This window comes from Rhizobacter sp. P2_D12, from assembly GCF_056404395.1.
The window spans coordinates 21,829-44,617 of sequence record NZ_JBFUEB010000051.1; the positions used below are offsets into that span (position 1 = coordinate 21,829).

The 22,789-nt window shown below is 69.2% G+C and carries 25 protein-coding genes and 2 riboswitches; of the genes, 15 read left to right on the plus strand and 10 right to left on the minus strand.

Features of this window, described 5'->3' with window-relative positions; genetic code table 11:
• Positions 1-63 precede the first annotated feature (63 nt).
• The 3 genes from xerC to dapF are packed head-to-tail and all read right to left on the minus strand — an operon-like array spanning position 64 to position 2,545.
• Complete coding sequence (gene xerC, locus AC1DYN_RS17695; RefSeq protein WP_477961862.1) at positions 64-984, minus strand: tyrosine recombinase XerC; 921 nt, start codon at positions 982-984, stop codon at positions 64-66.
• An 11-nt stretch (positions 985-995) separates the two neighbouring features.
• Entirely contained in the window at positions 996-1,673 is a 678-nt protein-coding gene (locus AC1DYN_RS17700; protein ID WP_477961864.1) for a DUF484 family protein, read from the minus strand.
• A gap of 17 nt (positions 1,674-1,690) precedes the next feature.
• Positions 1,691-2,545 (minus strand): diaminopimelate epimerase, encoded by an 855-nt coding sequence (gene dapF / locus AC1DYN_RS17705; protein ID WP_477961866.1) that lies wholly within the window; start codon positions 2,543-2,545, stop codon positions 1,691-1,693.
• Positions 2,546-2,887: 342 nt separating this feature from the next.
• Between dapF and AC1DYN_RS17710 the strand changes: the two genes are divergently transcribed.
• Positions 2,888-3,478, plus strand: coding sequence for a DUF6630 family protein (locus tag AC1DYN_RS17710; protein WP_477961868.1), 591 nt, complete (start codon positions 2,888-2,890; stop codon positions 3,476-3,478).
• Positions 3,479-3,498: 20 nt separating this feature from the next.
• On the opposite strand, the gene AC1DYN_RS17715 is transcribed toward AC1DYN_RS17710, so the two are convergent.
• A complete protein-coding gene (locus tag AC1DYN_RS17715) occupies positions 3,499-4,386 on the minus strand; it encodes an LpxL/LpxP family acyltransferase (protein ID WP_477961870.1) in 888 nt (295 codons plus the stop codon).
• Entirely contained in the window at positions 4,383-5,255 is an 873-nt protein-coding gene (locus AC1DYN_RS17720; protein ID WP_477961872.1) for a lysophospholipid acyltransferase family protein, read from the minus strand. The genes AC1DYN_RS17715 and AC1DYN_RS17720 overlap by 4 nt, the downstream gene beginning before the upstream one ends.
• A 133-nt stretch (positions 5,256-5,388) precedes the next feature.
• Between AC1DYN_RS17720 and metK the strand changes: the two genes are divergently transcribed.
• Together metK and AC1DYN_RS17730 are read left to right on the plus strand one after the other, a co-directional pair.
• Entirely contained in the window at positions 5,389-6,570 is a 1,182-nt protein-coding gene (gene metK, locus AC1DYN_RS17725) for a methionine adenosyltransferase (RefSeq protein ID WP_477961874.1), read from the plus strand.
• A 70-nt stretch (positions 6,571-6,640) separates the two neighbouring features.
• Complete coding sequence (locus tag AC1DYN_RS17730) at positions 6,641-7,639, plus strand: GGDEF domain-containing response regulator (protein WP_477961876.1); 999 nt, start codon at positions 6,641-6,643, stop codon at positions 7,637-7,639.
• 9 nt (positions 7,640-7,648) lie between these two features.
• Here AC1DYN_RS17730 and AC1DYN_RS17735 read toward each other — a convergent pair whose 3' ends face one another.
• Together AC1DYN_RS17735 and AC1DYN_RS17740 are read right to left on the minus strand one after the other, a co-directional pair.
• Positions 7,649-8,071 (minus strand): type II toxin-antitoxin system VapC family toxin, encoded by a 423-nt coding sequence (locus AC1DYN_RS17735; protein WP_477961878.1) that lies wholly within the window; start codon positions 8,069-8,071, stop codon positions 7,649-7,651.
• Positions 8,068-8,322, minus strand: coding sequence for a type II toxin-antitoxin system Phd/YefM family antitoxin (locus AC1DYN_RS17740; protein ID WP_477961881.1), 255 nt, complete (start codon positions 8,320-8,322; stop codon positions 8,068-8,070). The genes AC1DYN_RS17735 and AC1DYN_RS17740 overlap by 4 nt, the downstream gene beginning before the upstream one ends.
• A gap of 107 nt (positions 8,323-8,429) precedes the next feature.
• Between AC1DYN_RS17740 and AC1DYN_RS17745 the strand changes: the two genes are divergently transcribed.
• Positions 8,430-9,524 carry a DNA glycosylase AlkZ-like family protein gene (locus tag AC1DYN_RS17745; protein WP_477961883.1) on the plus strand — a complete coding sequence of 365 codons (1,095 nt, stop codon included), beginning with the start codon at positions 8,430-8,432 and terminating at the stop codon, positions 9,522-9,524.
• Here AC1DYN_RS17745 and AC1DYN_RS17750 read toward each other — a convergent pair.
• Positions 9,521-10,708: a YbfB/YjiJ family MFS transporter gene (locus AC1DYN_RS17750; protein ID WP_477961885.1), complete on the minus strand. Its 1,188-nt coding sequence runs from the start codon at positions 10,706-10,708 to the stop codon at positions 9,521-9,523. The genes AC1DYN_RS17745 and AC1DYN_RS17750 overlap by 4 nt on opposite strands.
• 104 nt (positions 10,709-10,812) lie before the next feature.
• Between AC1DYN_RS17750 and AC1DYN_RS17755 the strand changes: the two genes are divergently transcribed.
• From AC1DYN_RS17755 to AC1DYN_RS17775, 5 genes are all read left to right on the plus strand, one after another.
• Entirely contained in the window at positions 10,813-11,604 is a 792-nt protein-coding gene (locus AC1DYN_RS17755) for a transglutaminase-like domain-containing protein (protein WP_477961887.1), read from the plus strand.
• 54 nt (positions 11,605-11,658) lie between these two features.
• Complete coding sequence (locus AC1DYN_RS17760; RefSeq protein ID WP_477961888.1) at positions 11,659-12,012, plus strand: hypothetical protein; 354 nt, start codon at positions 11,659-11,661, stop codon at positions 12,010-12,012.
• Between the two features lie 137 nt (positions 12,013-12,149).
• On the plus strand, positions 12,150-12,695 hold the full coding sequence (locus AC1DYN_RS17765) for a DUF3455 domain-containing protein (RefSeq protein ID WP_477961890.1): 546 nt from the start codon (positions 12,150-12,152) through the stop codon (positions 12,693-12,695).
• Positions 12,696-12,723: 28 nt separating this feature from the next.
• Positions 12,724-13,278 (plus strand): sigma-70 family RNA polymerase sigma factor, encoded by a 555-nt coding sequence (locus AC1DYN_RS17770; protein WP_477961891.1) that lies wholly within the window; start codon positions 12,724-12,726, stop codon positions 13,276-13,278.
• Positions 13,275-13,988 carry an anti-sigma factor gene (locus tag AC1DYN_RS17775; RefSeq protein WP_477961893.1) on the plus strand — a complete coding sequence of 238 codons (714 nt, stop codon included), beginning with the start codon at positions 13,275-13,277 and terminating at the stop codon, positions 13,986-13,988. Before AC1DYN_RS17770 ends, AC1DYN_RS17775 begins: the two co-directional genes overlap by 4 nt.
• A 3-nt stretch (positions 13,989-13,991) precedes the next feature.
• On the opposite strand, the gene AC1DYN_RS17780 is transcribed toward AC1DYN_RS17775, so the two are convergent.
• Complete coding sequence (locus AC1DYN_RS17780; protein ID WP_477961894.1) at positions 13,992-14,921, minus strand: AraC family transcriptional regulator; 930 nt, start codon at positions 14,919-14,921, stop codon at positions 13,992-13,994.
• A 182-nt stretch (positions 14,922-15,103) separates the two neighbouring features.
• Between AC1DYN_RS17780 and AC1DYN_RS17785 the strand changes: the two genes are divergently transcribed.
• Both AC1DYN_RS17785 and AC1DYN_RS17790 read left to right on the plus strand, forming a co-directional pair.
• Positions 15,104-16,141, plus strand: coding sequence for an aldo/keto reductase (locus tag AC1DYN_RS17785; protein WP_477961896.1), 1,038 nt, complete (start codon positions 15,104-15,106; stop codon positions 16,139-16,141).
• Positions 16,142-16,308: 167 nt separating this feature from the next.
• Complete coding sequence (locus tag AC1DYN_RS17790; protein WP_477961899.1) at positions 16,309-16,854, plus strand: hypothetical protein; 546 nt, start codon at positions 16,309-16,311, stop codon at positions 16,852-16,854.
• Here AC1DYN_RS17790 and AC1DYN_RS17795 read toward each other — a convergent pair.
• Positions 16,835-17,668, minus strand: a complete 834-nt coding sequence (locus AC1DYN_RS17795) for an HAD-IIB family hydrolase (RefSeq protein WP_477961913.1) — start codon at positions 17,666-17,668, stop codon at positions 16,835-16,837. The genes AC1DYN_RS17790 and AC1DYN_RS17795 overlap by 20 nt on opposite strands.
• A gap of 134 nt (positions 17,669-17,802) precedes the next feature.
• Positions 17,803-17,913, plus strand: a riboswitch (glycine riboswitch).
• A gap of 72 nt (positions 17,914-17,985) precedes the next feature.
• Here AC1DYN_RS17795 and AC1DYN_RS17800 point away from each other — a divergent pair.
• The 4 genes from AC1DYN_RS17800 to metF all read left to right on the plus strand — a co-directional run bounded on the left by AC1DYN_RS17800 (position 17,986) and on the right by metF (position 22,594).
• On the plus strand, positions 17,986-19,257 hold the full coding sequence (locus tag AC1DYN_RS17800; RefSeq protein ID WP_477961901.1) for a D-amino acid dehydrogenase: 1,272 nt from the start codon (positions 17,986-17,988) through the stop codon (positions 19,255-19,257).
• Between the two features lie 57 nt (positions 19,258-19,314).
• A riboswitch (S-adenosyl-L-homocysteine riboswitch) is annotated at positions 19,315-19,399 on the plus strand.
• Between the two features lie 80 nt (positions 19,400-19,479).
• Complete coding sequence (ahcY, locus tag AC1DYN_RS17805; protein ID WP_477961903.1) at positions 19,480-20,907, plus strand: adenosylhomocysteinase; 1,428 nt, start codon at positions 19,480-19,482, stop codon at positions 20,905-20,907.
• Between the two features lie 200 nt (positions 20,908-21,107).
• The gene (locus tag AC1DYN_RS17810; RefSeq protein WP_477961905.1) at positions 21,108-21,764 is read left to right on the plus strand and encodes a TlyA family RNA methyltransferase; all 657 of its coding nucleotides are present in this window, start codon (positions 21,108-21,110) and stop codon (positions 21,762-21,764) included.
• Positions 21,761-22,594 (plus strand): methylenetetrahydrofolate reductase [NAD(P)H], encoded by an 834-nt coding sequence (gene metF / locus AC1DYN_RS17815; protein WP_477961907.1) that lies wholly within the window; start codon positions 21,761-21,763, stop codon positions 22,592-22,594. The genes AC1DYN_RS17810 and metF overlap by 4 nt, the downstream gene beginning before the upstream one ends.
• Positions 22,595-22,789: the final 195 nt, after the last annotated feature.

Genomic DNA, 22,789 nt, shown 5'->3' on the forward strand with positions numbered 1-22,789 from the left:
CAATCCGGGGGGCGTCCTTCGCTTGTCACCGCCCCTCCCGGATTGCACTGCGTTCCATCCGGGCTACGGTTTTCGCTTGGCGCGGGGGTGGGCGGCGTCGTACACCTTCGCCAGATGCTGGAAGTCCAGCTTCGTGTAGACCTGCGTCGTCGAGATGTTGGCGTGGCCCAGCAGCTCCTGCACCGCCCGCAGGTCGCCGCTGGACTGCAGCAGGTGCGATGCGAACGAATGCCGCAGCATGTGCGGGTGCACGTGCGTCGGCAGCCCGGCCTGCAGCGCGCGCCGCTTCAGGCGCGAGCGCACCTGGGTGTCGGTGAGGCGGGTGCCGCGCCGGCTGACGAACAGCGCCGGCTCGCCGGCATCGGCCAGCGTGCCGCGCAGCGCCAGCCACTGCTGCAACGCGCGCAGCGCCGGCTGACCCACCGGCACGCTGCGCCGCTTGCGGCCCTTGCCCAGCACCTGCGCCTCGGCCTCGTCGGCATCGATCCAGCCGGAGGCCTGGCCGCTCGCGCGCACGTCCAGGCCCACCAGCTCGCCCACCCGCAGGCCGCAGCCGTACAGCAACTCGACGATGCACTGGTCGCGTGCCGCGAGCGCCGGGTCGCCGTCTTCATCGGCCGGCGCCTCGGCCAGCGCCACCGCCTGGTCCACCGGCAAGGCCTTCGGCAAGGGCTTGGCCGCCTTCGGCGCCCGCACCCCTTCGACCGGGTTCAGCGCCACCCCGCCCTCGCGCCCCAGCCAGCGGTAGAAGCCGCGCCAGGCCGACAGCACCAGCGCGATGCTGCGCGAGCCCAGGCCCTGCGCATGCAGCTGCGCCGCCCAGCGCCGCACGTGGTGCGTCTGCGTCGCGCGCAGCGTCACCGGCTGCGCCGCGGCAAAGGCCTGCAGCCGCGTGAACGCATCGCGGTACAGCGCCAAGCTGCGCGGCGCGAGCCGGCGCTCGGATTCCAGGTGGACCAGGTGGCGCTGCAGGTCCTCGTCCATCGGGATCGGGGTCAGGTGATCGGCAGCAGCCGCGACAAGCCCGCGCTTGCGATGTCGCCGATGCGCGACAGGAACTCGGTGCCCATGTCGGCGCTGTAGCGGGTCGGGTCGGGCGAGGCCAGCACCAGCATGCCGAAGGCAGGCGACTCCGGGCCGACGCGCAGCGGGATCAAGGCCAGCGACATCACGGTCGTGACGTCGCTCAGCCACCGCGCGGCTTCGAAGCCCGAGTTGACGCCGCAGTACGGCTGCGACAGGCTGGCCGCGAAGCTGCGCGCGTCTTCGCTGACGGAGCGCGCGAACGGCAGCACGTTGAACACCTCGGCCGCGCCCCAGATGCGGATCGCCGCCTGCGGGATCATGAACTGGTGCTTCAGCTCGTCGACCAGCACGTCGGGCAGGTCGCCCGGGTTGTGCGTCAGCATGATCGCGCGCGTCCAGCGGTGCAGCTTGTCGGCGATCGACACGTTCTCGGTGCCGTGGCGGATCATCTCGATGATGCGCAGCTCGAGGTTCTTGTGCTTGTCGCGCAGCATCTCCATCTGCCGCTCCTGCAGCGACACCGCGCGCTGGCCGTGCGGGCTGGTCAGCTGGATCGCGGCCAGCAGCTCAGCATGGCGCTCGAAGAAGCCCGGCGTGTTGGCCAGGTAGTTGGCGATGTCCTGCTCGGTGATGCCTTGAATGCTCACGGGTGGCCCTTCAGCGTCTACAGATTGATTTCGCCGTCGAAGACGGTGGTGGCGGGGCCGGTCATCAGCACCGGCTGGTCGCCGCCCTGCCATTCGATGGTCAGCCGGCCGCCGCGCGCATCGACGTCGACGCGCGCATCCAGCAGCCCCATGCGGATGCCTGCAACCACCGCGGCGCAGGCGCCGGTGCCGCAGGCCAGCGTCTCGCCGGCATCGCGTTCGTACACCCGCAGCCGGATGTGCGTGCGCGACAGCACCTGCATGAAGCCGGCGTTCACCTTGCGCGGAAAGCGCGCATGCTGCTCGATCTGCGGGCCCTGCACCGCGACCGGCGCGGCGTCGACGTCGGCCACCACCTGCACCGCGTGCGGGTTGCCCATCGACACCGCGGCCACCTCGACGGTCGTGGTGCCCACCGGCAGCGGCCACAGCGCGAAGCCGTTCAGCTCGCGCGGCGCCAGGCCCGACGCGTCGAAGGGCAGCGCGGCCAGGTCGAACACCGGCGCGCCCATGTCGACGGTGACGCGGCCATCGTCCTGCAGGCGCAGCTCGAGCACCTGGCGCACGGTTTCGACACGGATCGTGGTCTTGCGGCTCAGGCCCTTGTCGTGCACGTAGCGGACAAAGCAGCGCGCGCCGTTGCCGCACTGCTCGACCTCGTCGCCGCTGGCGCCGTTGAAGATCCGGTAGCGGAAGTCGATGCCCGGCGTGGCGCTCGGCTCGACGACCAGGATCTGGTCGGCGCCCACGCCGAAGCGCCGGTCGCCCAGGGCCTGCAGCTGGGCGCGGTCCAGCGCCAGCGGCGCCGCGGTGGCGTCGAGCACGACGAAGTCGTTGCCGGCGCCCTGCATCTTGGTGAACTGCAGCTTCATGCGGGGATTATCGCTGCCGCTTCATGACAAGGCCGGGGGCGGCCCAGCCATCTGGTTTGGAGAAGGCGCTTTCTGGAAAAGAGGTGGCTCTCTGCAACACCCCTGCACAAAGCTTCCTGAGCATGCCCGTCTCTCCAGCTCTTGAAGGGACAACACCATGACCTGCGACCAACCCGGTTCTCCACTCGTCTGTTTCACCCGCGCGCCGGCCGTGCGGCTCAAGCCCGACCGCCGCCGCGACCCCTGCACCTGCTGTTGCCGCGGCCGCCGCGGGCGGCGGGCCGACAAGCGCTGGCGCGCCGACGGCGTGCCCTGCCTGATCCTGCGCCGGGAGCGTGTGCCATGCTGAAGCTGCTGAACCGACTGCTGCCGCGCCGCGGCGTCGCGCCGGTGGCCGGCGCGGTGCCCACCCGCCCGCTGCGGCCCGCGATGGAAGCCCCGCCCCCGTCGCCCGAAGACCTGCGCGACACGCTGTCCGAGTGGTTGCGCCGGGTGCTGGGCCACCTGCCGGCGTTCGAGCGCGAGCGGCTGCAGCAGCGCATCGCCAACAACCTGCGCTACGGCGACCTGCCGGCCGACGCGATGATCAACGCCCTGCTCGGCGACGGCGGCCAGCAGCACGGGCATTGGGCGATGCTGCACATCGACCTGAGCGCGATCGAGGAGATCGAGTGGCAGGCGCGCGAGCTCGCGCTGGCTGCCCGCATCCACGAGCTCTACGGCTGGGATTGGCACGAGCACCGCAGCCGGCCGGCGCGGGCCGCGCTGCTGGAGCTGCACGCCTGGCTGTCGCGCTTCGGCTACGCGCTGCTGCAGATGGACTCCGGGCGGATGGAGTACTGCATGCTGCTGGTGGCCGCGGCCGACGTCGATGACGCGGTGCAGCAGGGGGCCCGGCTCGGGGTGTCGCTCGGGCTGCTGCGCGACGACTGAACGCGGTCGGGCCCGGCACGTCAATAAAGCGAAGGCTCGCCGGGCGGTCTCGTCTTGAAGCGCTTGTGCACCCAGAGGTACTGCGCCGGGTTGCGGCGGATCTCGTCCTCGATCCAGCGGTTCATCGCCGCCGTGTCGGCGACGGGGTCATCGGTGGGGAAGTGCGTGAACGGTTCGCCGAAGCGCACGTGGTAGCCCTGGCCGCCCGGCAGCATCTCGGCGATCACCGGCTGCACCACCATGCCCAGCGCCCGCGCCATGCGCGACGGCGCCAGCAGCGTCGCCGCCGGCACGCCGAAGAAGGGCACGAAGGCGGCGTCGCGCTCGCCGAAATCCATGTCGGGCAGGTTGAAGAACGCGTGGCCCTTGCGGATCGCGCGGATCAGCGGCAGCGCCTTGTCGCTGCGCGGGAAGATCTCGGCGTGGTCGCCGAAGCGCAGCCGGCCGCGCCGAATCACCGCGTCCATCGCCGGGTTGCTCTGCTGCTGGTACATCGAGCAGGCCGGGTGGCTCTGGTGCAGCAGTGTCGCGACGCCGGCCACGTCCAGGCCCATGAAATGCGGCACGAGCCACATCACCGGGCGCGGGCTGTGCTCGGCCAGCTTGACGTCGCCCTCGACGTGGATCAGCTGCTTGAGCCGCTCCTTCGGGGCATACCAGAGCAGGCTGCGCTCGAGGATGCTGCGGCCGAGCCACTGGAAATGCTCGTGCGCCAGCGCCAGCCGCCGCTGCGGCGTCCAGTCGGGGAAGCACAGCGCCAGGTTGCGCAGCGCCACCCGGCGGCGCGAACCGGCGAGCCGGAACAGCAAGCGCCCGAGGCCGCGCCCCAGTGCCGCCAGCAGCGGCATCGGCAGCCAGTGCAGCAGCCACAGCAGGCCCAGCAGCAACCGGGTTCCGAAGGCGGTCACGGCGTGGCCTTCGGTTCGGACGGCTCGGCCAGCGTCTCGCGCGGGGTCTTGTAGCGGTGGTAGCCCCACAGGTACTGGCCGGGGCATTGCAGGATCAGCTGTTCCATCGCACGGTTGATCGCGGTGGCGGCCTCGGTCGGGTCTTCGGGCAAGGGGCCGGGGAACTCGGCGAAGCGCTGCACGTAGCCGGCACCGCGCGGCAGCCGCTCGCCCCAGGTGAGCAGCGGCACCGCACCGGTCTGCTGCAGCAGCCGGGCCGCCAGCGTCATCGTGTAGGCAGGCTTGCCGAAGAACGGCGCCCACACGCCCATGCCGGCCGGCGGCACCTGGTCGGGCAACAGGCCCACCATCTCGCCGCGGCGCAATGCGCGGATCATCTGACGCACGCCGGACAGCGTGGCCGGCACGGCTTTCAGGTTCGGGCGGTCGCGCGCGGTCTCCTCGAGCTGGCGCAGCCAGGCCTGGCGGGCCGGGCGGTACAGCACCGTGATCGGCTGGCGGCCGCCCCAGCGTTCGGCGATCGCCTGGGCGGTGATCTCGAAGCAGCCCATGTGCGGCGTCAGCAGCAGCACGCCGCAGCCCTTGTCGAGCGCGCGCGCCATCAGCGCCTCGCCCTGGAAACTCACCAGTCCCAGCACCGACTGGCCTGGCGGGCGCATCCACAGGCGCGGCAGCTCCATCACCATGCGCCCGGCCGAGGCGATGGCGGGGCGCCATCGGGCCCGCGCCAGCCCGGCCTGGGCGGCGTTTTCGACCATGCGCCGGCGGTAGCTCGGCGACAGCAGGTAGCCCAGCCAGCCGAGCAGGCTGCCCAAGCGATGCAAAAAGCCCAGGGAAAGCCCGGCTAACCAGCGAAGTGGCATCGACATCTGTTTCTATAATCCCGTCATCGCCGAGTTATGAACTACTTGCGGGGCGATCCACAAATCCTGCTAAAGCGTTCGCCGCTCCTCCAGAAGATCCAGGCCGGCAACGCGATCTGCAACCTACTGGAGTTTAAGAGTGTCGAACGATTTCCTTTTCACGTCCGAATCCGTTTCCGAAGGTCACCCCGACAAGGTGGCCGACCAGATCTCCGACGCCATCCTGGATGCGATCTTCAAGCAGGATCCGCGCTCGCGCGTTGCCGCCGAGACGCTGACCAACACCGGCCTGGTCGTGCTGGCGGGTGAAATCACCACCAACGCGCACGTCGACTACATCCAGGTCGCGCGCGACACCATCAAGCGCATCGGCTACGACAACACCGAGTACGGCATCGACTACAAGGGCTGCGCGGTGATGGTCTGCTACGACAAGCAGTCCAACGACATCGCCCAGGGCGTCGACCAGGCGAGCGACGACCACCTGAACACCGGCGCCGGCGACCAGGGCCTGATGTTCGGCTACGCCTGCGACGAGACGCCCGAGCTGATGCCCGCGCCCATCTATTACGCCCACCGCCTGGTCGAGCGCCAGGCACAGCTGCGCAAGGATGGCCGCCTGCCGTTCCTGCGCCCGGACGCGAAGAGCCAGGTCACGATGCGCTACGTCGACGGCAAGCCGCACAGCATCGACACCGTCGTGCTGTCCACGCAGCACAGCCCCGACCAGAGCGAGACGCCGAAGAAGATGAAGGCCTCGTTCAACGAAGCCATCATCGAAGAGATCATCAAGCCGGTGCTGCCGAAGGAATGGCTGAAGGACACCAAGTACCTGATCAACCCGACCGGGCGCTTCGTGATCGGCGGCCCGCAGGGCGACTGCGGGCTGACCGGCCGCAAGATCATCGTCGACACCTACGGCGGCGCCTGCCCGCACGGCGGCGGCGCGTTCTCGGGCAAGGACCCGAGCAAGGTCGACCGCTCGGCCGCCTACGCCGCCCGCTACGTGGCCAAGAACATCGTCGCGGCGGGCCTGGCGCGCCAGTGCCAGATCCAGGTGGCCTACGCGATCGGCGTGGCACGCCCGATGAACGTGACGGTCTACACCGAAGGCACCGGCGTGATGTCGGATGACAAGATCGCGGCGCTGGTGAACGAGCACTTCGACCTGCGCCCGAAGGGCATCATCCAGATGCTGGACCTGCTGCGCCCGATCTACGAGAAGACCGCCGCCTACGGCCACTTCGGCCGCGAGGAGCCGGAGTTCTCGTGGGAAAAGACCGACAAGGTGCAAGCACTGCGGGCTTCGGCGGGCCTCTGAGCTTCAGAGCCACGCGGCCGGGCCGATAAGCGGGACGAAGGCGTCGACATCGGCGCCAATCGGTCCGCCCATGTCCACGCTTTCCCCGCCGCAGTCGTCCCTCACCGTCCTCGTCGTCGACGACCAGCCGGCCGTGCGCGTCGCCCTGGTGGCGCAGCTCGATGCGCTGGGGCACCGCGTGCTGGAAGCCGGCGACGCGACCTGGGCGCTGGACCAGTTCCAGCGCCACAAGCCCGACCTGGTGCTGCTCGACGTGATGATGCCGGGGCACGACGGCTACTGGCTGGCGCGCCAGATGCGCCAGGCCGAATCCGGCCGCTGGACGCCGATCATCTTCCTGTCGGCGCGCGACCAGGAGCAGGACCTGTGGAAGGGCATCGAGAGCGGCGGCGACGACTACCTGGTGAAGCCGGTGTCGGCCGTCGTGCTGGCCGCCAAGCTGCGCGCGATGACCCGGCTGCAGCAGATGCAGTCGCAGCTGATGCAGGTGTCGGCCGAGCTGCGCAGCGCCAACCAGCGGCTGCAGCACCTGAGCGAACTCGACGAGCTGACCGGCCTGATCAACCGCCGCGGCTTCGACCGCCTGCTGCATGCCGAGATCGCCGCCGCCCGGCGCGAGCAGCAGCCGCTGACGCTGGTGTTCTGCGACCTGGACGCCTTCAAGGCCTACAACGACAACCTCGGCCACGTGCAGGGCGACGAGTGCCTGCGCCGCATCGGCGCGCTGTTGCGCGGCGCCTGCCACCGCCCGCGCGACTGCGCGACGCGCTACGGCGGCGAGGAGTTCGCGCTGATCCTGCCGAACACGCCGAAATCGGGCGCGATGACCTTTGCGCGCGCGGTTCGCAGCATGCTGGCCGGCATCGCGCTGCCGCACCCGGCCTCGCCGGTGGGGGCGTCGGTCACGCTGACCGGCGGCATCACCACCTGCGTGCCCGATGCGCAGACCACGGCCGAAGGCATGGTGATGCGCGCCGACCAGGCCTTGTACGCCGCGAAGGCGCAGGGACGGGACCGGTTCTTCAGCTTCGAGATGCAGTTGGACACTGTGGAGCAGCTGGCCCAGTGATGTGGTGCCTCATGCAGGGGCGATCCCCAGGACCTTCGCTGCCCTCGACAATCGATCGTCGAAGCAGGCGAAGCGAACCTCGCCCGGTAGTTCAAGGTTGATTGTTTGCAGGGCAGCGAGTTGAACGCTGTCGTAGGCGCGCAGGGCGAATGCGTCTGCATAGTCGCCAGCCAGTTCGACCAGGTCCTGTGTCAATTCGATGGACAGCCATCGGGGCCAATCTGCCGCGAAGCGCTTGCGTGCCTGCGCCAGAGCTGGAGCATCTGCCGGGCGTTCCCGTGACCGCCGAGCCAAGGCGGACATCATCTCCACCCATGCGATCCGGCACACGGCGATCACCTCGCTGGCGGCTGCTTGCTGTGCGACGCTGTCGGTTCCCACTTCGCGCACATAGAGCTTGACGAACGCGGACGTGTCGCAGAAAAGGATCACCCTCGATCCTCCGAGATCATGTCGCTCAAGCTCGTGCCACCGGGTTCCAGAATCACTGCCGGTTGGAGATCGGGCTTGCCACCTTCCCATCGGGCCGCGCCGCGCGCCAGCAGTCGGCCGATCCCGGAGGATTCGGTCGGTGGGATGCCGATGACGCGCGCCACCGGCTTGTCGTGAGAGGTGACTTCGATGACAACGCCGGCGCGGGCCTGGGCCATGTACCGAGACAAGCCTGACTTGAATTCGTTCATTGGAATTCGCATTTTGGGCCTGAATCTTGGGTAAATTGTGCAGTTGAGAGCTTATCGTAGGCCAGATTCAGGCCTTTTTCCAGCCAAGACACCCTGACTGGCCACCCATGCCGATCACCCTCGACCACCTGCGCCGCTACGCCGTCGCGCGCACGCTGTTCAAGCCGACCACGCTGCTGCGCGCGATCCGCCGGCTGGGCTTCCTGCAGGCCGACCCGATCCGCGCGCCGGCGCGTGCGCAGGACCTGACGCTGCGCCACCGGGTGAAGGACTACCGCGCCGGCGACCTGGAGCAGCGCTACCCGCGCCTGCCGATCGAGGAGGACTGCCTGGTCAACTATGGGTTCCTGCCGCGCGAGCACCTGGCCTTGATGCACCCGCGCGTGGCCACCAAGCGCTGGGACCGCGCGACGCAGCGCCGCGCCGCCGAGGTGCTCGAATTCGTTCGCGAACGCCGGCGCGTGCACCCGCGCGAGGTCGACGAGCATTTCGCGCACGGTCGCGTCACCAACTACTGGGGCGGCTCGTCCAACGCCAGCACGCACCTGCTGGACGGCATGCACTACCGCGGCCTGCTGCGCGTGGTGCGGCGCGATGCGGGCATCCGCGTCTACGAGGCGGTGCAGCACCCGCCGGCCGATGACGGCCCGGAAGAACGGGCCCGCCGCGCCGCGGCCCTGATGGAGCTGATCGTGCGCAAGTACGCGCCGCTGCCATCGCGCACGCTGACCCACCTGGTGTACCTGCTCAACTACGGCGCGCCGCACCTGAAGGCGCAGACCCAGGCCGCAATGAAGCTGGCGCGCGAACACCTCGCAAGCCTCCAGCTCGATGGCGTCACCTGGTACTGGCCGGCCGACGAGAACCCGGCCTCGCGCCGGCACCGGGTCGACGACGCGGTGCGCCTGCTCGCGCCTTTCGACCCGGTGGTGTGGGACCGCACGCGCTTCGAGCTGCTGTGGAACTGGACCTACCGCTTCGAGGCCTACACGCCGGCGTCCAAGCGCAAGCTCGGCTACTACGCGCTGCCGTTGCTGTGGCACGACCGCGTGATCGGCTGGGGCAACCTGTCGGTCGAGAACGGGCGGCTGAAGCAGCAGCTCGGCTACGTCGACGGCAAGGCGCCGCGCGATCCGGTTTTCAAATCGGCGCTGGCCGACGAACTGCAGCGCATGCGTACCTTCCTCGGCCTGCAGGACTAAGCCTGCGGCAACGCGCGCTGGCGCGATGCCAGCAGCGCACCCAGCGCCAGCACGCCGGCCGATGCGGCCAGCCCGGCGCGCAGGCCGCCGGGCCCGTCGGCCAGCCAGCCCACCAGGCTGGGCCCGACGATCTGCCCGGCTGCGAACACCGTCGTGAAGGCGGCGATGCCGGCCGGCCAGGCGCTGGCCGGCAGGTTGTGGCGCACCAGTGCGGTGGTGGAGGCGACCACCGACAGGAACACGCTGCCGAACAGCGCGCCCGACACGAAGCCGGCCAGGGGATGCGCCGTCAGCACCGGCAGCAGCGTTGCCACCGCCAGCAGGGTGTTCAGCAGCGCCATCGGCCGTCCGCTGCCGTGGCGCTGCAGCAGCCCGGCCCACAGCCACGACGACGCGATCACGCCCAGGCCCAGCAGCGCATAGAACGCGGTGATCAGCCCGCTGCTCAGCTGTTGCTCGCGCAGCAGCGTGACGACGAAGGTCATGTAGCCGATGTAGCCCAGGCCGAACAGCGTGTACGACGCGAGGCCGAACGCGAAGTCGCGGGCACGGAAGCCGGTGCGCTGCGATGCCGCCGCGGGTGCGCCATCGTGGCCGCGGGTTTCGCGCGCGGTGATGGCCGTGGCGACCAGCGCGGTGGCGCCGAGCGCGATCCAGGCCCATTGCCAGGCGTGGACCTGCGGCAGCGCGGTGAGCGGTGGCACGAGCAGCGCCGATGCGACGATGCCGGCGCCGGTGCCGCCGTAGTAGATGCCGAGGACCAGCCCGGCACGCGCCGCGCCGGCATGGCCGACGAGGCGGGCGGCCATCAGCCCGCCGGAGATGAAGGTGGCGGCGCTCGCGATGCCGGTCAGCAGGCGCAGCGTGTACAGCGCCGTATCGGAGCTCACGAGGCCGTGGGCCGCGAGCATCGCGGCCGAGGCCACGCTGCCGGCCAGCAGCACGCGCCGCACGCTGAACCGCGCCAGCGTCATCGGCGTCAGCAGCGCGCCGGCCAGGTAGCCGGCGGCGTTGACGGTGTTCATCGCCCCGGCGGTGAGGTAGCTCCAGCCCAGGTCGGCCCGCATCGCCGGCAGCAGCAGCGCGTACGAGAAGCGGGCCAGCCCGAGCGAGACCGCGGCGGCGAGCGCGAGCGCCGCGGCCGTGCGCAGTGTCGAGGAAGGGGCAGGGGTGTGGGCCGTCATCGCGACGCGCATTGTGCCCAGGCGGATCGCCTGGCGCTCTTGTCCTACAGCCGCTTCAGCGACCGGCCACTGGGCGATCGGCGTGCGGCGCGGTGCAATGGGGCATGTCCAAGCGCTTCGACGTCGACTGCGAACTGGCCTATGAACTGGCCGGCCCTGCGGATTTTCTGTTCCAGCTGCATGCACTGGACGGCACGGACCAGCGCGTGCTGAGCGAATCGCTGGAGGTGGAGCCGGCGATCCGTGTGCACACCTACGAAGACCCTGCGGTCGGTCACCGCTTCACCCGGCTGTCGGCCCGCGAGGGACCGCTGCGACTGCGCTACCGCGCGCGCGTGGAGCGCCGGCCGGTGCCGCGCGATCCAGCTGCCGCCGAGATGGCGATCACCGAGCTGCCCGACGAGGTGATGCACAACCTGATGCCCACGCGCTACTGCGAATCCGACCTGCTGTCGCATGCGTCGATCAAGCTGTTCGGCGAGTTGCCGCGGGGCCATGCGCGCGTGCAGGCGATCTGCGACTGGATCCACGACAACGTCGACTACCAGATCGGCTCGAGCATCGCGACCACGACCGCCTGCGACGTGTTCCGCAACCGCGCCGGCGTGTGCCGCGACTATGCGCACCTGGCCGTCACCTTCTGCCGCGCGCTCAACATCCCGGCGCGGCTGGTGGTCGGCTATGCGCTCTTCGAGGAGCCGCCGCCGGATTTCCACGCGGTGTTCGAGGCCTACCTCGGCGGGCGCTGGGTGATGTTCGACGCGACGCGCCTGTCGCCGGTGGACGACCTGGTGCGCATCGCGATGGGGCGCGACGCGAAGGACGTGGCCTTCGCGACCATCTTCGGGCCGGCGACGATGACGAGCATGCGGCCGGACGTGGCGCCGGTGGGCTGAGCGGAACGGCTGGCGCGAATTGGTTACTCACGCAGTCTCAACAGGATGGAGGCGATGATTGCCATGAGCCATACGACGTCAACGCATCGAGCCGAGCTGCCTCAAACCGAGTCGTCGTTTGTGTTGGAGCTTCAGCGCGAGGGGGAGTACCTCCATGCTGAAAAGATGCGTGGCGCATGTCGAGAGGCCCGCACCAGCCTTCAGAACCTTGGATTGCCGCTTCAATGGGCGGTGGACCAAGACAATCGCTGGAAGCTGAGCTCCACAGGCACTTTCAACAGCACGCTGCATCGCGAGGCTCTCGACCTGTACTGCAGGTTGACGACGGATCCTGGCCAGCAATCGGCCGCACAGGCCTTTCTGAACGAGTGCTTGGATGCAGAGAAGCGAAAGGGTATGTCCGACTGAAAGCTGCAACCCACGCGGTGGGCCCATCTTGATAAAAAAAATTCGTCCGCCTGCATCCGGACGGCCCGCTGCAGGCTAGTGGGAGGAGGCGAGCCCCGCGCCCACCGCCTTCAACCACCGTCTTGCAGGAGCCTTCCATGAACCGTCCTTCCACTTCATTCGCCGTGCTGGCCACCGGCCTCGTGCTGTCTGCCTGTGCCGGCATGCCCGCCCCGTCGTTCAGCCAGGATGCGCTGCCCGACACCGTCAAGGTGCCGGCGGGCCACCGCGTGGCCCTGGAAACCGTGGGTGTCGGCGAGATCACCTACGAGTGCCGGGCCAAGGCCGACATGTCCGGCGCGTTCGAATGGGCCTTCGTCGGCCCGAAGGCCGACCTGAACAGCCGCTCCGGTGCCAGGCTCGGCAGCTACTTCGGCCCGCCGGCCACCTGGGCGGCCACCGATGGCTCGCGCATCACCGGCGCACAGCTGGCGGTGGCGCCTGCCGGGGCCGGCAACATCCCGCTGCAGCTGGTGAAGGCCAACCCGGCGACCGGTGCCGGCGCGATGGCGGGTGTCACCCATGTGCAGCGCGTTGCCACGCGAGGCGGTACCGCACCGGCCAGCGCGTGTGACGCGGCGGGCGCCGGCCGCAAGGAGATCGTCAAGTACCAGGCCGACTACATCTTCTGGAAGGCGGCCTGACGCCTCGCGCTGCTAGAGTCGGCCCGGCATGCCCAACGACGCCGCTCCCTTCGACTACGAAGCCGCCGTGCAGGCCTGTGCGCGCGGCGAGCGCTATGCGCTGCGCGCGCTGTACGAGCGCGAGGCGCGCTGGCTGCTGGGTGTCGCGATGCGCATCGTGCGCGACCGCGAGCGCGCCGAGGATGCCGTGCATGACGCCTTCCTGCAGGTCTGGCAGAGCGCGGCCACCTACCAGCCGGCGCTCGGATCGGCGCGGGGCTGGCTCTACACCATCGTCCGTCATCGCGCGTTGAAGGACGTGCGGCACCCGGGTCGCCTGCAGGCGATGGACCCGCAGGACCTGGCCGCGGTGTCGGACGCGCGGCAGTCGGTGCATGACGAGGCGGCGCAGCGCGAACTGGACGTCGACAGCCTGGAGCGCTGCCTGCAGCGCATCGAGGCCGAGCGCCGCGCCTGCGTCGTGCATGCCTTCGTCGACGGCTACACGCACGAGCAGATCGCGCAGCGGCTGAACACGCCGCTCGGCACGGTCAAGGCCTGGATCCGGCGCAGCCTCGCGAGCCTGAAGGAGTGCATGTCGTGATCGAACTGGGCCGCCCCGAGGACCGCGAGGCCGCTGCCGGCGAGTTCGTGCTCGGCACCCTGAGCGCGCAGGACGATGCGGTCTTCACGGCCGCCCTGGCCGGCGATCCGCGCTTGCAGGCGGAGGTCTACGGCTGGCAGGACCGCTTGCTGGCGTTGAGCGTGCAGGCTGCGCCGGTGACGCCGCGGCCGCAGCTGTGGCAGCGCATCGACGTGGGGCTGGATGCGCAGGGGGCCGGTGTGCGGCGGAAGGCACCGGCGCGTGCCGCGTGGTGGCAACGCCTGCCGCTGTGGCAAGGCCTGAGCGGCGCGACGGTGGCGCTGGCCCTGGCGCTGGGTGTGTTGCTCGTGCAGCGGGCCGGTGTCCCCGAGGGGCCGCGTTACCTGGCGGTGTTGCAGAGCCCCGATCACCAGACCACCGGTTGGGTCGTCGAGGTGCTGGGCGAACGCGTGCGCCTGGTGCCGGTGGCCGACACCGGCAGCGTGCCGGCGGGCAAGGCTCTGCAGTTCTGGACCAAGCCGCAGGGCGCGGCCGGGCCGACGTCGCTGGGCCTGGTGCGCGCGGGCCAGGCCGTCGAGCTGCCGGTGTCGCGGCTGCCGGGCGTCGGGCCGCAGCAGCTGTTCGAGATCACGCTGGAGCCCGAGGGCGGCTCGCCGATCGGCCGGCCGACCGGGCCGATCCTGTTCGTGGGGCGCAGCATGGCGCTCTGAACGTCACGCCGCCTCGCCCACCTCGTTCTCCGCCAGCCACCGCCGCCGGTCCCGCACCGGCGGCGCCCCGAACATCCGGCCGTACTCGCGTGCGAACTGCGAGGGGCTCTCGTACCCCACCGTGTGCGCCGCGCTCGACGCATCGATGCCGCCGGTCAGCATCAACCGCCGTGCTTCCTGCAGCCGCAGCTGCTTCTGGAACTGCAGCGGGCTCATCGCCGTCACCGCCTTGAAGTGGTGGTGGAACGACGACACGCTCATGTGCACGTCGCGCGCCATCTCCTCGATGCGCAGCGCCTGCGCGAAGTGGGCGCGCAGGAAGCCGATCGCCTTCGCGACGCGCTGCGTGTGGCTGTCCTGCAGCGCGATCTGGCGCAGCCGTGCGCCTTCGCCGTTCATCAGCAGCCGGTACAGGATCTCGCGCTTGACCAGCGGCGCGACGATCGGGATGTCGGCCGGCGTGTCCAGCAGCTTCAGCAAGCGCAGCACCGGCTCCAGCACCGGCGCGGCGATGCGGTGCACGCACATGCCGCGCCCCGGCCCGGCGTCGCTCACCGGCGGCAGCCGCTCGTCGCGGATCAGCTCGCCGATCTCGTTGACGTCGAGCGTGAACCGCACGCCCAGGTAGGGCAGCCCACCGCTTCCCAACCGCACCTGCCCGATCACCGGCAGGTCCACCGACGACACCAGGTAGTGCATCGGGTCGTAGTGGTGGATGTCGTCGCCCACCATCACCTGCTTCGAGCCTTGCGCGATCAGCGCCAGCGCGGGCTCGTAGACATGGTGCTTCGGCCCGCCGGGATGGGCGATGCGGTACACCGACAGCCCGGTGATCGGCGTGCGCAACACGCCTTCGGTGCCGTCGGTGGCGCGGTTCAGCATGCCCACCAGCGAGCGGCGGGCGTCGTCGAGTTCGAGCAGGTCGGGAGACATCGCGGGCGTCCTGTGGAGGATCGGGTGGCCGCAGCTTACTGCTGCCCCCGCCGGCTTGCAGCGATCGGCCTCTGGGTCTGGAGAAATGGGCAAGAACTCTGCAGGAACGCGCTAACGCCGCAGCGGCCTGCCGCAGCACACTGCCCGGCGTCGATTCGCACAAATTGCGCAAGGAGCTGAACATGCAACACCGCAAACTGGGCCGCACCGGCCTGTTCGTGTCCGAACTCTGCCTGGGCACCATGACCTTCGGCGGCACCGGCGCGCTGTGGAGCCAGATCGGCAAGCTGCAGCAGGACGAGGCCGATGCGCTGGTGGGCCGGGCGCTCGATGCCGGCATCAACTTCATCGACACCGCCGACGTCTATTCCGAAGGCCAGTCGGAGCAGATCACGGGCCAGGCGCTGCGCAACCTGAAGGTGCCGCGCGACCGGGTGGTCGTCGCGACCAAGGTGTTCGGCGAGACCGGCAGCAAGGGTGTCAATTCCTCGGGCATGTCGCGCTACCACATCATGGACGGCGTGAAGGCGAGCCTCTCGCGTCTGCAGCTGGAGCACATCGACCTGTACCAGATCCACGGCTTCGACCCGGCGACGCCGATCGAGGAGACGGTGCATGCGATGGACACGCTGGTGCAGCAGGGGCATGTGCGCTACGTCGGCGTGTCGAACTGGGCGGCGTGGCAGATCGCCAAGGCCCTGGGCATCGCCGAGCGCGACGGCAAGGCGCGCTTCGAATCGCTGCAGGCCTACTACACCGTGGCCGGCCGCGACCTGGAGCGCGAGGTCGTGCCGATGCTGCGCAGCGAGCAGGTCGGGCTGATGGTCTGGAGCCCGCTGGCCGGCGGGTTGCTGAGCGGCAAGTACGGGCGCGACGGGCAGGGGGCCGAGCAGGGCTGCCGGCGCACGACCTTCGACTTCCCGCCGGTGAACCGGGCGCGCGCGGACGACTGCATCGACGCGATGCGAGGCATCGCCGAGGTGCACGGCGTGTCGGTGGCGCGCGTGGCGCTGGCCTGGGTGCTGCACCAGCCGGCGGTCAGCAGCGTGATCATCGGGGCCAAGCGGGTCGAGCAGCTGGACGACAACATCGCGGCGACGGCGTTGAAGTTGAGCGCCGATGAACTGGGGGCGCTGGACAAGGTCAGCGCGTTGCCGGCGGAGTACCCGGGGTGGATGCTGGCGCGGCAGGCGGGGCAGCGGGCGGCGCGGGTGAGGTGATTCGTCAGGGGGCCCGGCGCTGGAACGCGGGCAATGGAGCGGTTACCAAGCGAACCTGTTGTGTCGGCGGAGAGTGCCATGCTTGAAAAACTGCGAGAGGGTCGAATCGGGAACAGCTGGCTCGGCCGCAAGGTCAAGATGGATGCAGGCGCATCCAAGAGCGGGTGGTGCATGTGCGGAATGGGGCGCACGCGCATCACTCCCGTCTGGATGGGCTCAACGACAAAGAAACCCTTCTCGCGGACGACCGCCCTGGGCTGCGCTTCGACCCTGTGACGCTCAATTACCACATCACCGCTTTGAAGAGCGCGAGCGCTGACCAGCTCAAGGACATGCTAGACGATGCAGCAAGCGGGATAGACCACCACACATTTTGGAACGACAGAAGTCATGCCATGGTGTGTGCGCGAGTCCTGATGAAACGAGGTCAGGACCTGGACACAAAAACCAATCTGCACTTTCTTGACAACGCGGTCCGAATGCTCAAGGCGTGGAAGGCGGACGGCAACCGTCTCTTCCCGGACGATTCGGGCTACCTTCGTCGTCTGGCGGCGCATTGTGTCGAACTGTTCACGGATGGGCGCTTCGGCGAGTCAAACAACGACAGGAAGCTGGCTGCGACGCTCTGTGAAGAATTGGACACCGTGGTGGACGGCCTTTCAGTGGGGTGGCATGGATTGGTCACGGAGCCGTTCAGGGCTGCCTTCGCGTAGCGACTGCCCCGCGAACGAGCAACGCTTGCACGAGTTCGTCAAACCCGTTGCCGCGCTCAGTTCTCGTCAGGTACGCCGGCCACGTGTGCAAGCGGTCCGCAAACTGCATCAGGTTCGCCACCCCGATGCTCACCGGAAAGTGCCCGAACATCCGCTGGTCATTGGTCGAGTCGCCGACATAGGCCCATGAAGCCGTCTCGTCGTCGAGCGAGCGGCCCAGCAGCCGTCGCACGATCCAGCGCGCGCCGCTCAGCTTGTCGTGCTCGCCATACCAGCCGTTGATGTGGATCGAGCTGACGGTGGCCGTCATGCCTTCGCTGTGCATCACCGCGAGCACCGCGTCGATCTGCGGCTGAGTCAATTGCGCGAACTCGGCATGGTCGATCGCGATGTCGGTGACGCGGCCGGCGCTGTCGCGCGCGAGGCTGGTGCCCGGCACCTCGCGCAGCACGCGCTGCGCGGTGTGGCGCAGGCGTGCGGCATTGTGGGTGCGCGTGGCTTCGTCCTGCGCATACTCGGTCTGCAATTCACCTTGCGCATCGCGAAACAGCGCCACCGCGCCGTTCTCGGCGACGATCGCGTCGATCGGCCAGTCGCGTGCGAACGGCCGGCTCCAGCCCATCGGCCGGCCGGTGATCGCGATCACCGGAATGCGCGCCTCGCGCAGCGCCTGCAGCGCAGCCAGCGCTTCCGGTTCGATCGCGCCGTCGCGCGTCAGCGTGTCGTCGATGTCGGTCAGCACGCCGTGCACGCTGCGTGCGAGTTTGGGGCTGAGTTCGGAAAGCGGGCGGGGGCGGTGTGGACTGCGGGACATGCCCTGCAGTCTTGCACGACCGGCACCCGGCCTACAATCGCCGCCGGAATCCAGGAGAGCGCGAGCCCGTCGCACGGGCCGCCGCCGAAGGCGCAACCTCCCATGAACGCTCAGGCCCGGTACTGGAATCCGTCACAGCCGAATCTGGAGAGCGAGACAGCGCAAGCCGTCTCCACCGAAGGAGCAAGGCGGCCGCCGCGGGCGGTTCGCCGAATCTCTCAGGTACCGAGGACAGGGGGAGCGGCGCGGGATGCGCGCGCTCGTCCAGCGTCGTGCCATCTCGTTCGCAGTCCTTCGAACCGAGAAAGCGCTCCGACATGCAACACATCACCGTCCTCGGCGCCGGCATCACCGGCATCACCACCGCCTGGTTCCTGCGCCAGTCCGGCCTCGACGTCACCGTCGTCGACCGCCAGCCCGCCGCCGGGCTGGAAACCAGTTTTGCCAACGGCGGCCAGGTCAGCGTCTCGCACGCCGAGCCCTGGGCCAACCCAGGCGCCCCGTGGAAAGTGCTGAAGTGGCTGGCGCGCGAAGACGCGCCGCTGCTGTTCCGCCTGCGGCCCGACCTGCAGCAGTGGCTGTGGGGCCTGTCCTTCCTGCGCGAATGCACGCCGGCGCGCACGCGGCACAACATCCGGCAGATGGTCAGCCTGGGGCTGTACAGCCGCGCGACGCTGCAGCAGCTGCGCCGCGACCTGGGCCTTGACTACGACCAGCTCGGCCGCGGCATCCTGCACTTCTACACCTCGCAGGCCGAGTTCGACGCTGCACAGGGGCCGGCGCGGTTGATGCGCGAGCATGGCTGCGAGCTCGACATGAAGACGCCGGACGAGTGCGTCGCGATCGAGCCGGCGCTGGCGCAGTGCCGCGAACGCATCGTCGGCGGCAGCATGACGCCCAGCGACGAGTCCGGCGACGCGCACCGCTTCACGCAGCAGCTGGCCCGCCGCTGTGCCGAGGCCGGCGTGCGCTTCCTGTACGACACCCGCATCGTCGGCGTCGAACGCGGGCACGACGACGTGGCCGGCGTGCAGGTGGCGAATGCCGCCGGCGAGATCTCGACGTTGCGCGCCGATGCCTTCGTGCTGTGCCTGGGCAGCTTCAGCGCGGGCCTGGCGCGCCAGCTCGGCATCAAGCTGCGCATCTACCCGGCCAAGGGCTATTCGGTGACCTTGCCGGTCACCGCGCCCGACGCGTCCTACAGCGTCTCGCTGACCGACGACGAGCACAAGCTGGTGTTCTCGCGCCTGGGCGACCGCCTGCGCATCGCCGGTACCGCCGAGCTGACGGGCTTCGACACCAGCCTGAACCTGGTGCGCTGCCAGGCCATCGTGCGCCGCGTGCGCGAGCTGTTCCCGGCGATGACCGACGGCAGCGGCGCGAAGTTCTGGACCGGCCTGCGCCCGGCCACGCCCAGCAACGTGCCCTACATCGGCCGCAGTGCGCTGCGCAACCTGTTCCTGAACACCGGCCACGGCACGCTGGGCTGGACGCACGGCTGCGGCTCGGGCCGCGCCCTCGCCGACATCGTGCGCGGGCGTCGGCCGGCGCTGGATTTCGCGTTCACGCCGCAGACACGCTTCGCCTGAGCAGAACGCACGGGAACGGGCTGGAATCCGCCCGTTCCCGCGACTACAATCCCTGCACTTCCCGAGGAGCGTTGCAAGGCCGGCGGTCGCCACGACAGTCGCCCCAGGCTCGGGAATTCAAATGCAACTGCGCTCACCCGCACGATGGTCCCTCGTGGGTGAGTCATGACATCCTCCCCTTTGCCGACTGCGTGCGGGTTCCCTGACCGACTGGAGCCCGACATGAACGCTGTTCTCAAGCCTTCCCAAGACCACGCCATCGCCGACATCTCCCTTGCCGCCTGGGGCCGCAAGGAGATCCGGATCGCCGAGACCGAGATGCCCGGCCTGATGGCCATCCGCGAAGAGTTCGCGAAGACGCAGCCGCTGAAGGGCGCGCGCGTCACCGGCTCGCTGCACATGACGATCCAGACCGCCGTGCTGGTCGAGACGCTGCAGGCGCTGGGCGCCCAGGTGCGCTGGGCCTCGTGCAACATCTTCTCGACGCAGGACCACGCCGCCGCGGCGCTGGTCGAGAAGGGCACGCCGGTGTTCGCCTACAAGGGCGAGAATCTGACCGACTACTGGGACTACACCCACCGCATCTTCGAGTTCGGCGCCAAGGGCAGCGAGGGCGAAGGCCCGAACATGATCCTCGACGATGGCGGCGACGCGACGCTGCTGATGCACCTGGGCCAGCGGGCCGAGAAGGACATCGGCGTGCTGGCCAATCCCGGCAGCGAGGAAGAGACCTGCCTGTTCGCCAGCATCAAGGCCAAGCTGGCGCAGGACCCGACCTGGTACACCCGCAAGAGCGCGCAGATCCAGGGCGTGACCGAAGAGACCACCACCGGCGTGCACCGCCTGAAGGAGATGAGCGCCAAGGGCACGCTGCTGTTCCGCGCCATCAACGTGAACGACTCGGTCACGAAGAGCAAGTTCGACAACCTGTACGGCTGCCGCGAGTCGCTGGTCGACGGCATCAAGCGCGCAACCGACGTGATGATCGCCGGCAAGGTGGCCCTGGTGGCCGGCTACGGCGACGTGGGCAAGGGCTCGGCCCAGGCCCTGCGCGCGCTCAGCGCCCAGGTGTGGGTGACCGAGATCGACCCGATCAACGCACTGCAGGCCGCGATGGAAGGCTACAAGGTCGTGACGATGGAATATGCCGCCGACAAGGCCGACATCTTCGTGACGACCACCGGCAACAAGAGCGTGATCCGCCACGAGCACATGGCCGCCATGAAGGACCAGGCGATCGTCTGCAACATCGGCCACTTCGACAACGAGATCGACGTTGCGTCGCTCGAGAAGTACGAGTGGGAAGAGATCAAGCCGCAGGTCGACCACGTGATCTTCCCGGACGGCAAGCGCATCATCCTGCTCGCCAAGGGCCGCCTGGTGAACCTGGGCTGCGGCACCGGCCACCCGAGCTTCGTGATGAGCTCCAGCTTCGCCAACCAGACGATCGCGCAGATCGAGCTGTTCACGCAGCCGCAGAAGTACCAGGTCGGCCAGGTCTACGTGCTGCCCAAGCACCTGGACGAGAAGGTCGCGCGCCTGCACCTGAAGAAGGTCGGCGCGATGCTGACGGAGCTGACGGACGAGCAGGCCGCCTACATCGGCGTGTCGAAGCAAGGCCCGTACAAGCCCGACACCTACAGGTATTGAGCCCCCCAGTCGCTTCGCTCCTGCCCCCAAAGGGGCGCCTCGCCTGCGGCCGGGAAACCCGTCCGCGGCGAGTAGCTTGATGCCTTTTCATGCGCGCTGACCAATTGCTTGTCCAACAGGGTCTCGTCCCGACCCGATCCGCTGCCCAGCGGCTGATCGAGCGTCATGCCGTTCGTTGGCTCGGCCCCAAAGGCTGGACCGTGATCGGCAAGGCAGGCCTGGACGTGCCTGAAGGCAGCGAGCTCGAGATCACCGACGATGCGGAGCTGCGCTTCGTGTCGCGCGGCGGGCTCAAGCTGGAAGGTGCGCTGAAGCACTGCGGCATCGCCGTGACCGGCCTGGTCTGCCTGGATGCCGGGCAGAGCACCGGCGGCTTCACCGATGCGCTGCTGCAGGCGGGCGCGGCGCGCGTGGTCGGCATCGACGTCGGCCACGGGCAGCTGCACCCGAAACTGCAGGGCGACGCGCGCGTGCAGGCCTTCGAGGGCGTCAATGCGCGCGACGTGGCCGGCTCGGCGTTCGAAGCGGCGGCCACGCCGCACGGTTTCGACTTCGTGACCGGCGATCTGTCGTTCATCACGTCGACTCACGTGCTGCCGACGCTCGCGCACTACCTGGCGCCGGGCGGCGACCTGCTGCTGCTGATCAAGCCGCAGTTCGAGTTGCAGCCGGCGCAGATCGGCAAGGGTGGCATCGTGCGCGACGCCGCCTTGTTCCAGGTGGTCGAGACGCGCATCCGCCAGGCCTGCCGCGACCTTTCCTTGTCGGTGAAGGGCTATTTCCAGAGCCCGATCACCGGTGGCAACGGCAACACCGAGTTCTTCGTGTGGGCCCAGCCGACCCAGGACCTTCCATGAGCACACTGCCCGTCAGTCTCGAATTCTTTCCGCCGAAGACGCCCGAGGGCGTGGCCAAGCTGGCGGCCGTGCGCCAGCAGCTGTATGCGCTGAAGCCGACGTTCTGCTCGGTGACGTATGGCGCTGGTGGCTCCACGCAGGATGGCACGCTGGCCGCGGTGCAGGCCATCCTGGCCGAGGGTGTCGACGCGGCTTCGCACTTCACCTGCGTCGGCGCCGACCGCGCGTCGGTGCTGGCCAAGCTGGAGCAGTTCAAGGCCGCGGGCATCCGCCGGCTGGTGGCACTGCGCGGCGACCTGCCCAGCGGCTACGGCGGCTTCGGCGAATTCCGCTACGCGAGCGACCTGATCGCCTTCATCCGCGAGGCGACCGGCGACCACTTCCACATCGAGGTGGCGGCCTACCCCGAGATGCACCCGCAGGCCCGGTCGCCGCAGGCCGACCTGCAGGCCTACGTCACCAAGGTGAAGGCGGGCGCCAACTCGGCGATCACGCAGTTCTTCTTCAATGCCGATGCGTACGAGCGCTTCGTCGCTGAGGCGGGCAAGCTGGGCGCCGACATCCCGGTGGTGCCGGGCATCATGCCGATCACCAATGCGAGCGGCATCATCCGCTTCGCCGATTCGTCGGGCGCCGAGATCCCGCGCTGGATCCGGCTGCGGCTGCAGAGCTTCGGCGACGACACCGCGTCGATCAAGGCCTTCGGGCTGGACGTGGTGACCGAGCTGTGCGAACGGCTGCTGCGCATCGGCGTGCCGGGGCTGCACATCTACACGATGAATGCGTCGACGGCGCCGATCGAGATCTGCCGGCGGATTGGATTGGCTTGAGGCGATCGCGGCGCGAGCAAAGGCGCGGGCGGGCAGGCTGGGGCGCGCCGGATGGGGCGGTCCTCGCCCCTGGGGGCGAGGACTCCCCTGCGCTGTCTGCTTTCAAGGCCCGTCGCCGAAACTCCCTCCGCTCGCTTCGCTCGCTGTGGTCAAACAGTCGGCGACAGTCAGATCACGAAGCGTGCTGCGCACGCG

Bases quoted from the DNA above. Each gene is read 5' to 3' on its own strand.
- xerC (WP_477961862.1), bottom strand. From the start codon at position 984: ATGGACGAGGACCTGCAGCGCCACCTGGTCCACCTGGAATCCGAGCGC.
- dapF (WP_477961866.1), bottom strand. From the start codon at position 2,545: ATGAAGCTGCAGTTCACCAAGATGCAGGGCGCCGGCAACGACTTCGTC.
- AC1DYN_RS17710 (WP_477961868.1), top strand. From the start codon at position 2,888: ATGCTGAAGCTGCTGAACCGACTGCTGCCGCGCCGCGGCGTCGCGCCG.
- AC1DYN_RS17720 (WP_477961872.1), bottom strand. From the start codon at position 5,255: ATGTCGATGCCACTTCGCTGGTTAGCCGGGCTTTCCCTGGGCTTTTTG.
- AC1DYN_RS17730 (WP_477961876.1), top strand. From the start codon at position 6,641: ATGTCCACGCTTTCCCCGCCGCAGTCGTCCCTCACCGTCCTCGTCGTC.
- AC1DYN_RS17740 (WP_477961881.1), bottom strand. From the start codon at position 8,322: ATGAACGAATTCAAGTCAGGCTTGTCTCGGTACATGGCCCAGGCCCGC.
- AC1DYN_RS17745 (WP_477961883.1), top strand. From the start codon at position 8,430: ATGCCGATCACCCTCGACCACCTGCGCCGCTACGCCGTCGCGCGCACG.
- AC1DYN_RS17750 (WP_477961885.1), bottom strand. From the start codon at position 10,708: ATGACGGCCCACACCCCTGCCCCTTCCTCGACACTGCGCACGGCCGCG.
- AC1DYN_RS17755 (WP_477961887.1), top strand. From the start codon at position 10,813: ATGTCCAAGCGCTTCGACGTCGACTGCGAACTGGCCTATGAACTGGCC.
- AC1DYN_RS17760 (WP_477961888.1), top strand. From the start codon at position 11,659: ATGATTGCCATGAGCCATACGACGTCAACGCATCGAGCCGAGCTGCCT.
- AC1DYN_RS17765 (WP_477961890.1), top strand. From the start codon at position 12,150: ATGAACCGTCCTTCCACTTCATTCGCCGTGCTGGCCACCGGCCTCGTG.
- AC1DYN_RS17770 (WP_477961891.1), top strand. From the start codon at position 12,724: ATGCCCAACGACGCCGCTCCCTTCGACTACGAAGCCGCCGTGCAGGCC.
- AC1DYN_RS17780 (WP_477961894.1), bottom strand. From the start codon at position 14,921: ATGTCTCCCGACCTGCTCGAACTCGACGACGCCCGCCGCTCGCTGGTG.
- AC1DYN_RS17785 (WP_477961896.1), top strand. From the start codon at position 15,104: ATGCAACACCGCAAACTGGGCCGCACCGGCCTGTTCGTGTCCGAACTC.
- AC1DYN_RS17795 (WP_477961913.1), bottom strand. From the start codon at position 17,668: ATGTCCCGCAGTCCACACCGCCCCCGCCCGCTTTCCGAACTCAGCCCC.
- AC1DYN_RS17800 (WP_477961901.1), top strand. From the start codon at position 17,986: ATGCAACACATCACCGTCCTCGGCGCCGGCATCACCGGCATCACCACC.
- ahcY (WP_477961903.1), top strand. From the start codon at position 19,480: ATGAACGCTGTTCTCAAGCCTTCCCAAGACCACGCCATCGCCGACATC.
- metF (WP_477961907.1), top strand. From the start codon at position 21,761: ATGAGCACACTGCCCGTCAGTCTCGAATTCTTTCCGCCGAAGACGCCC.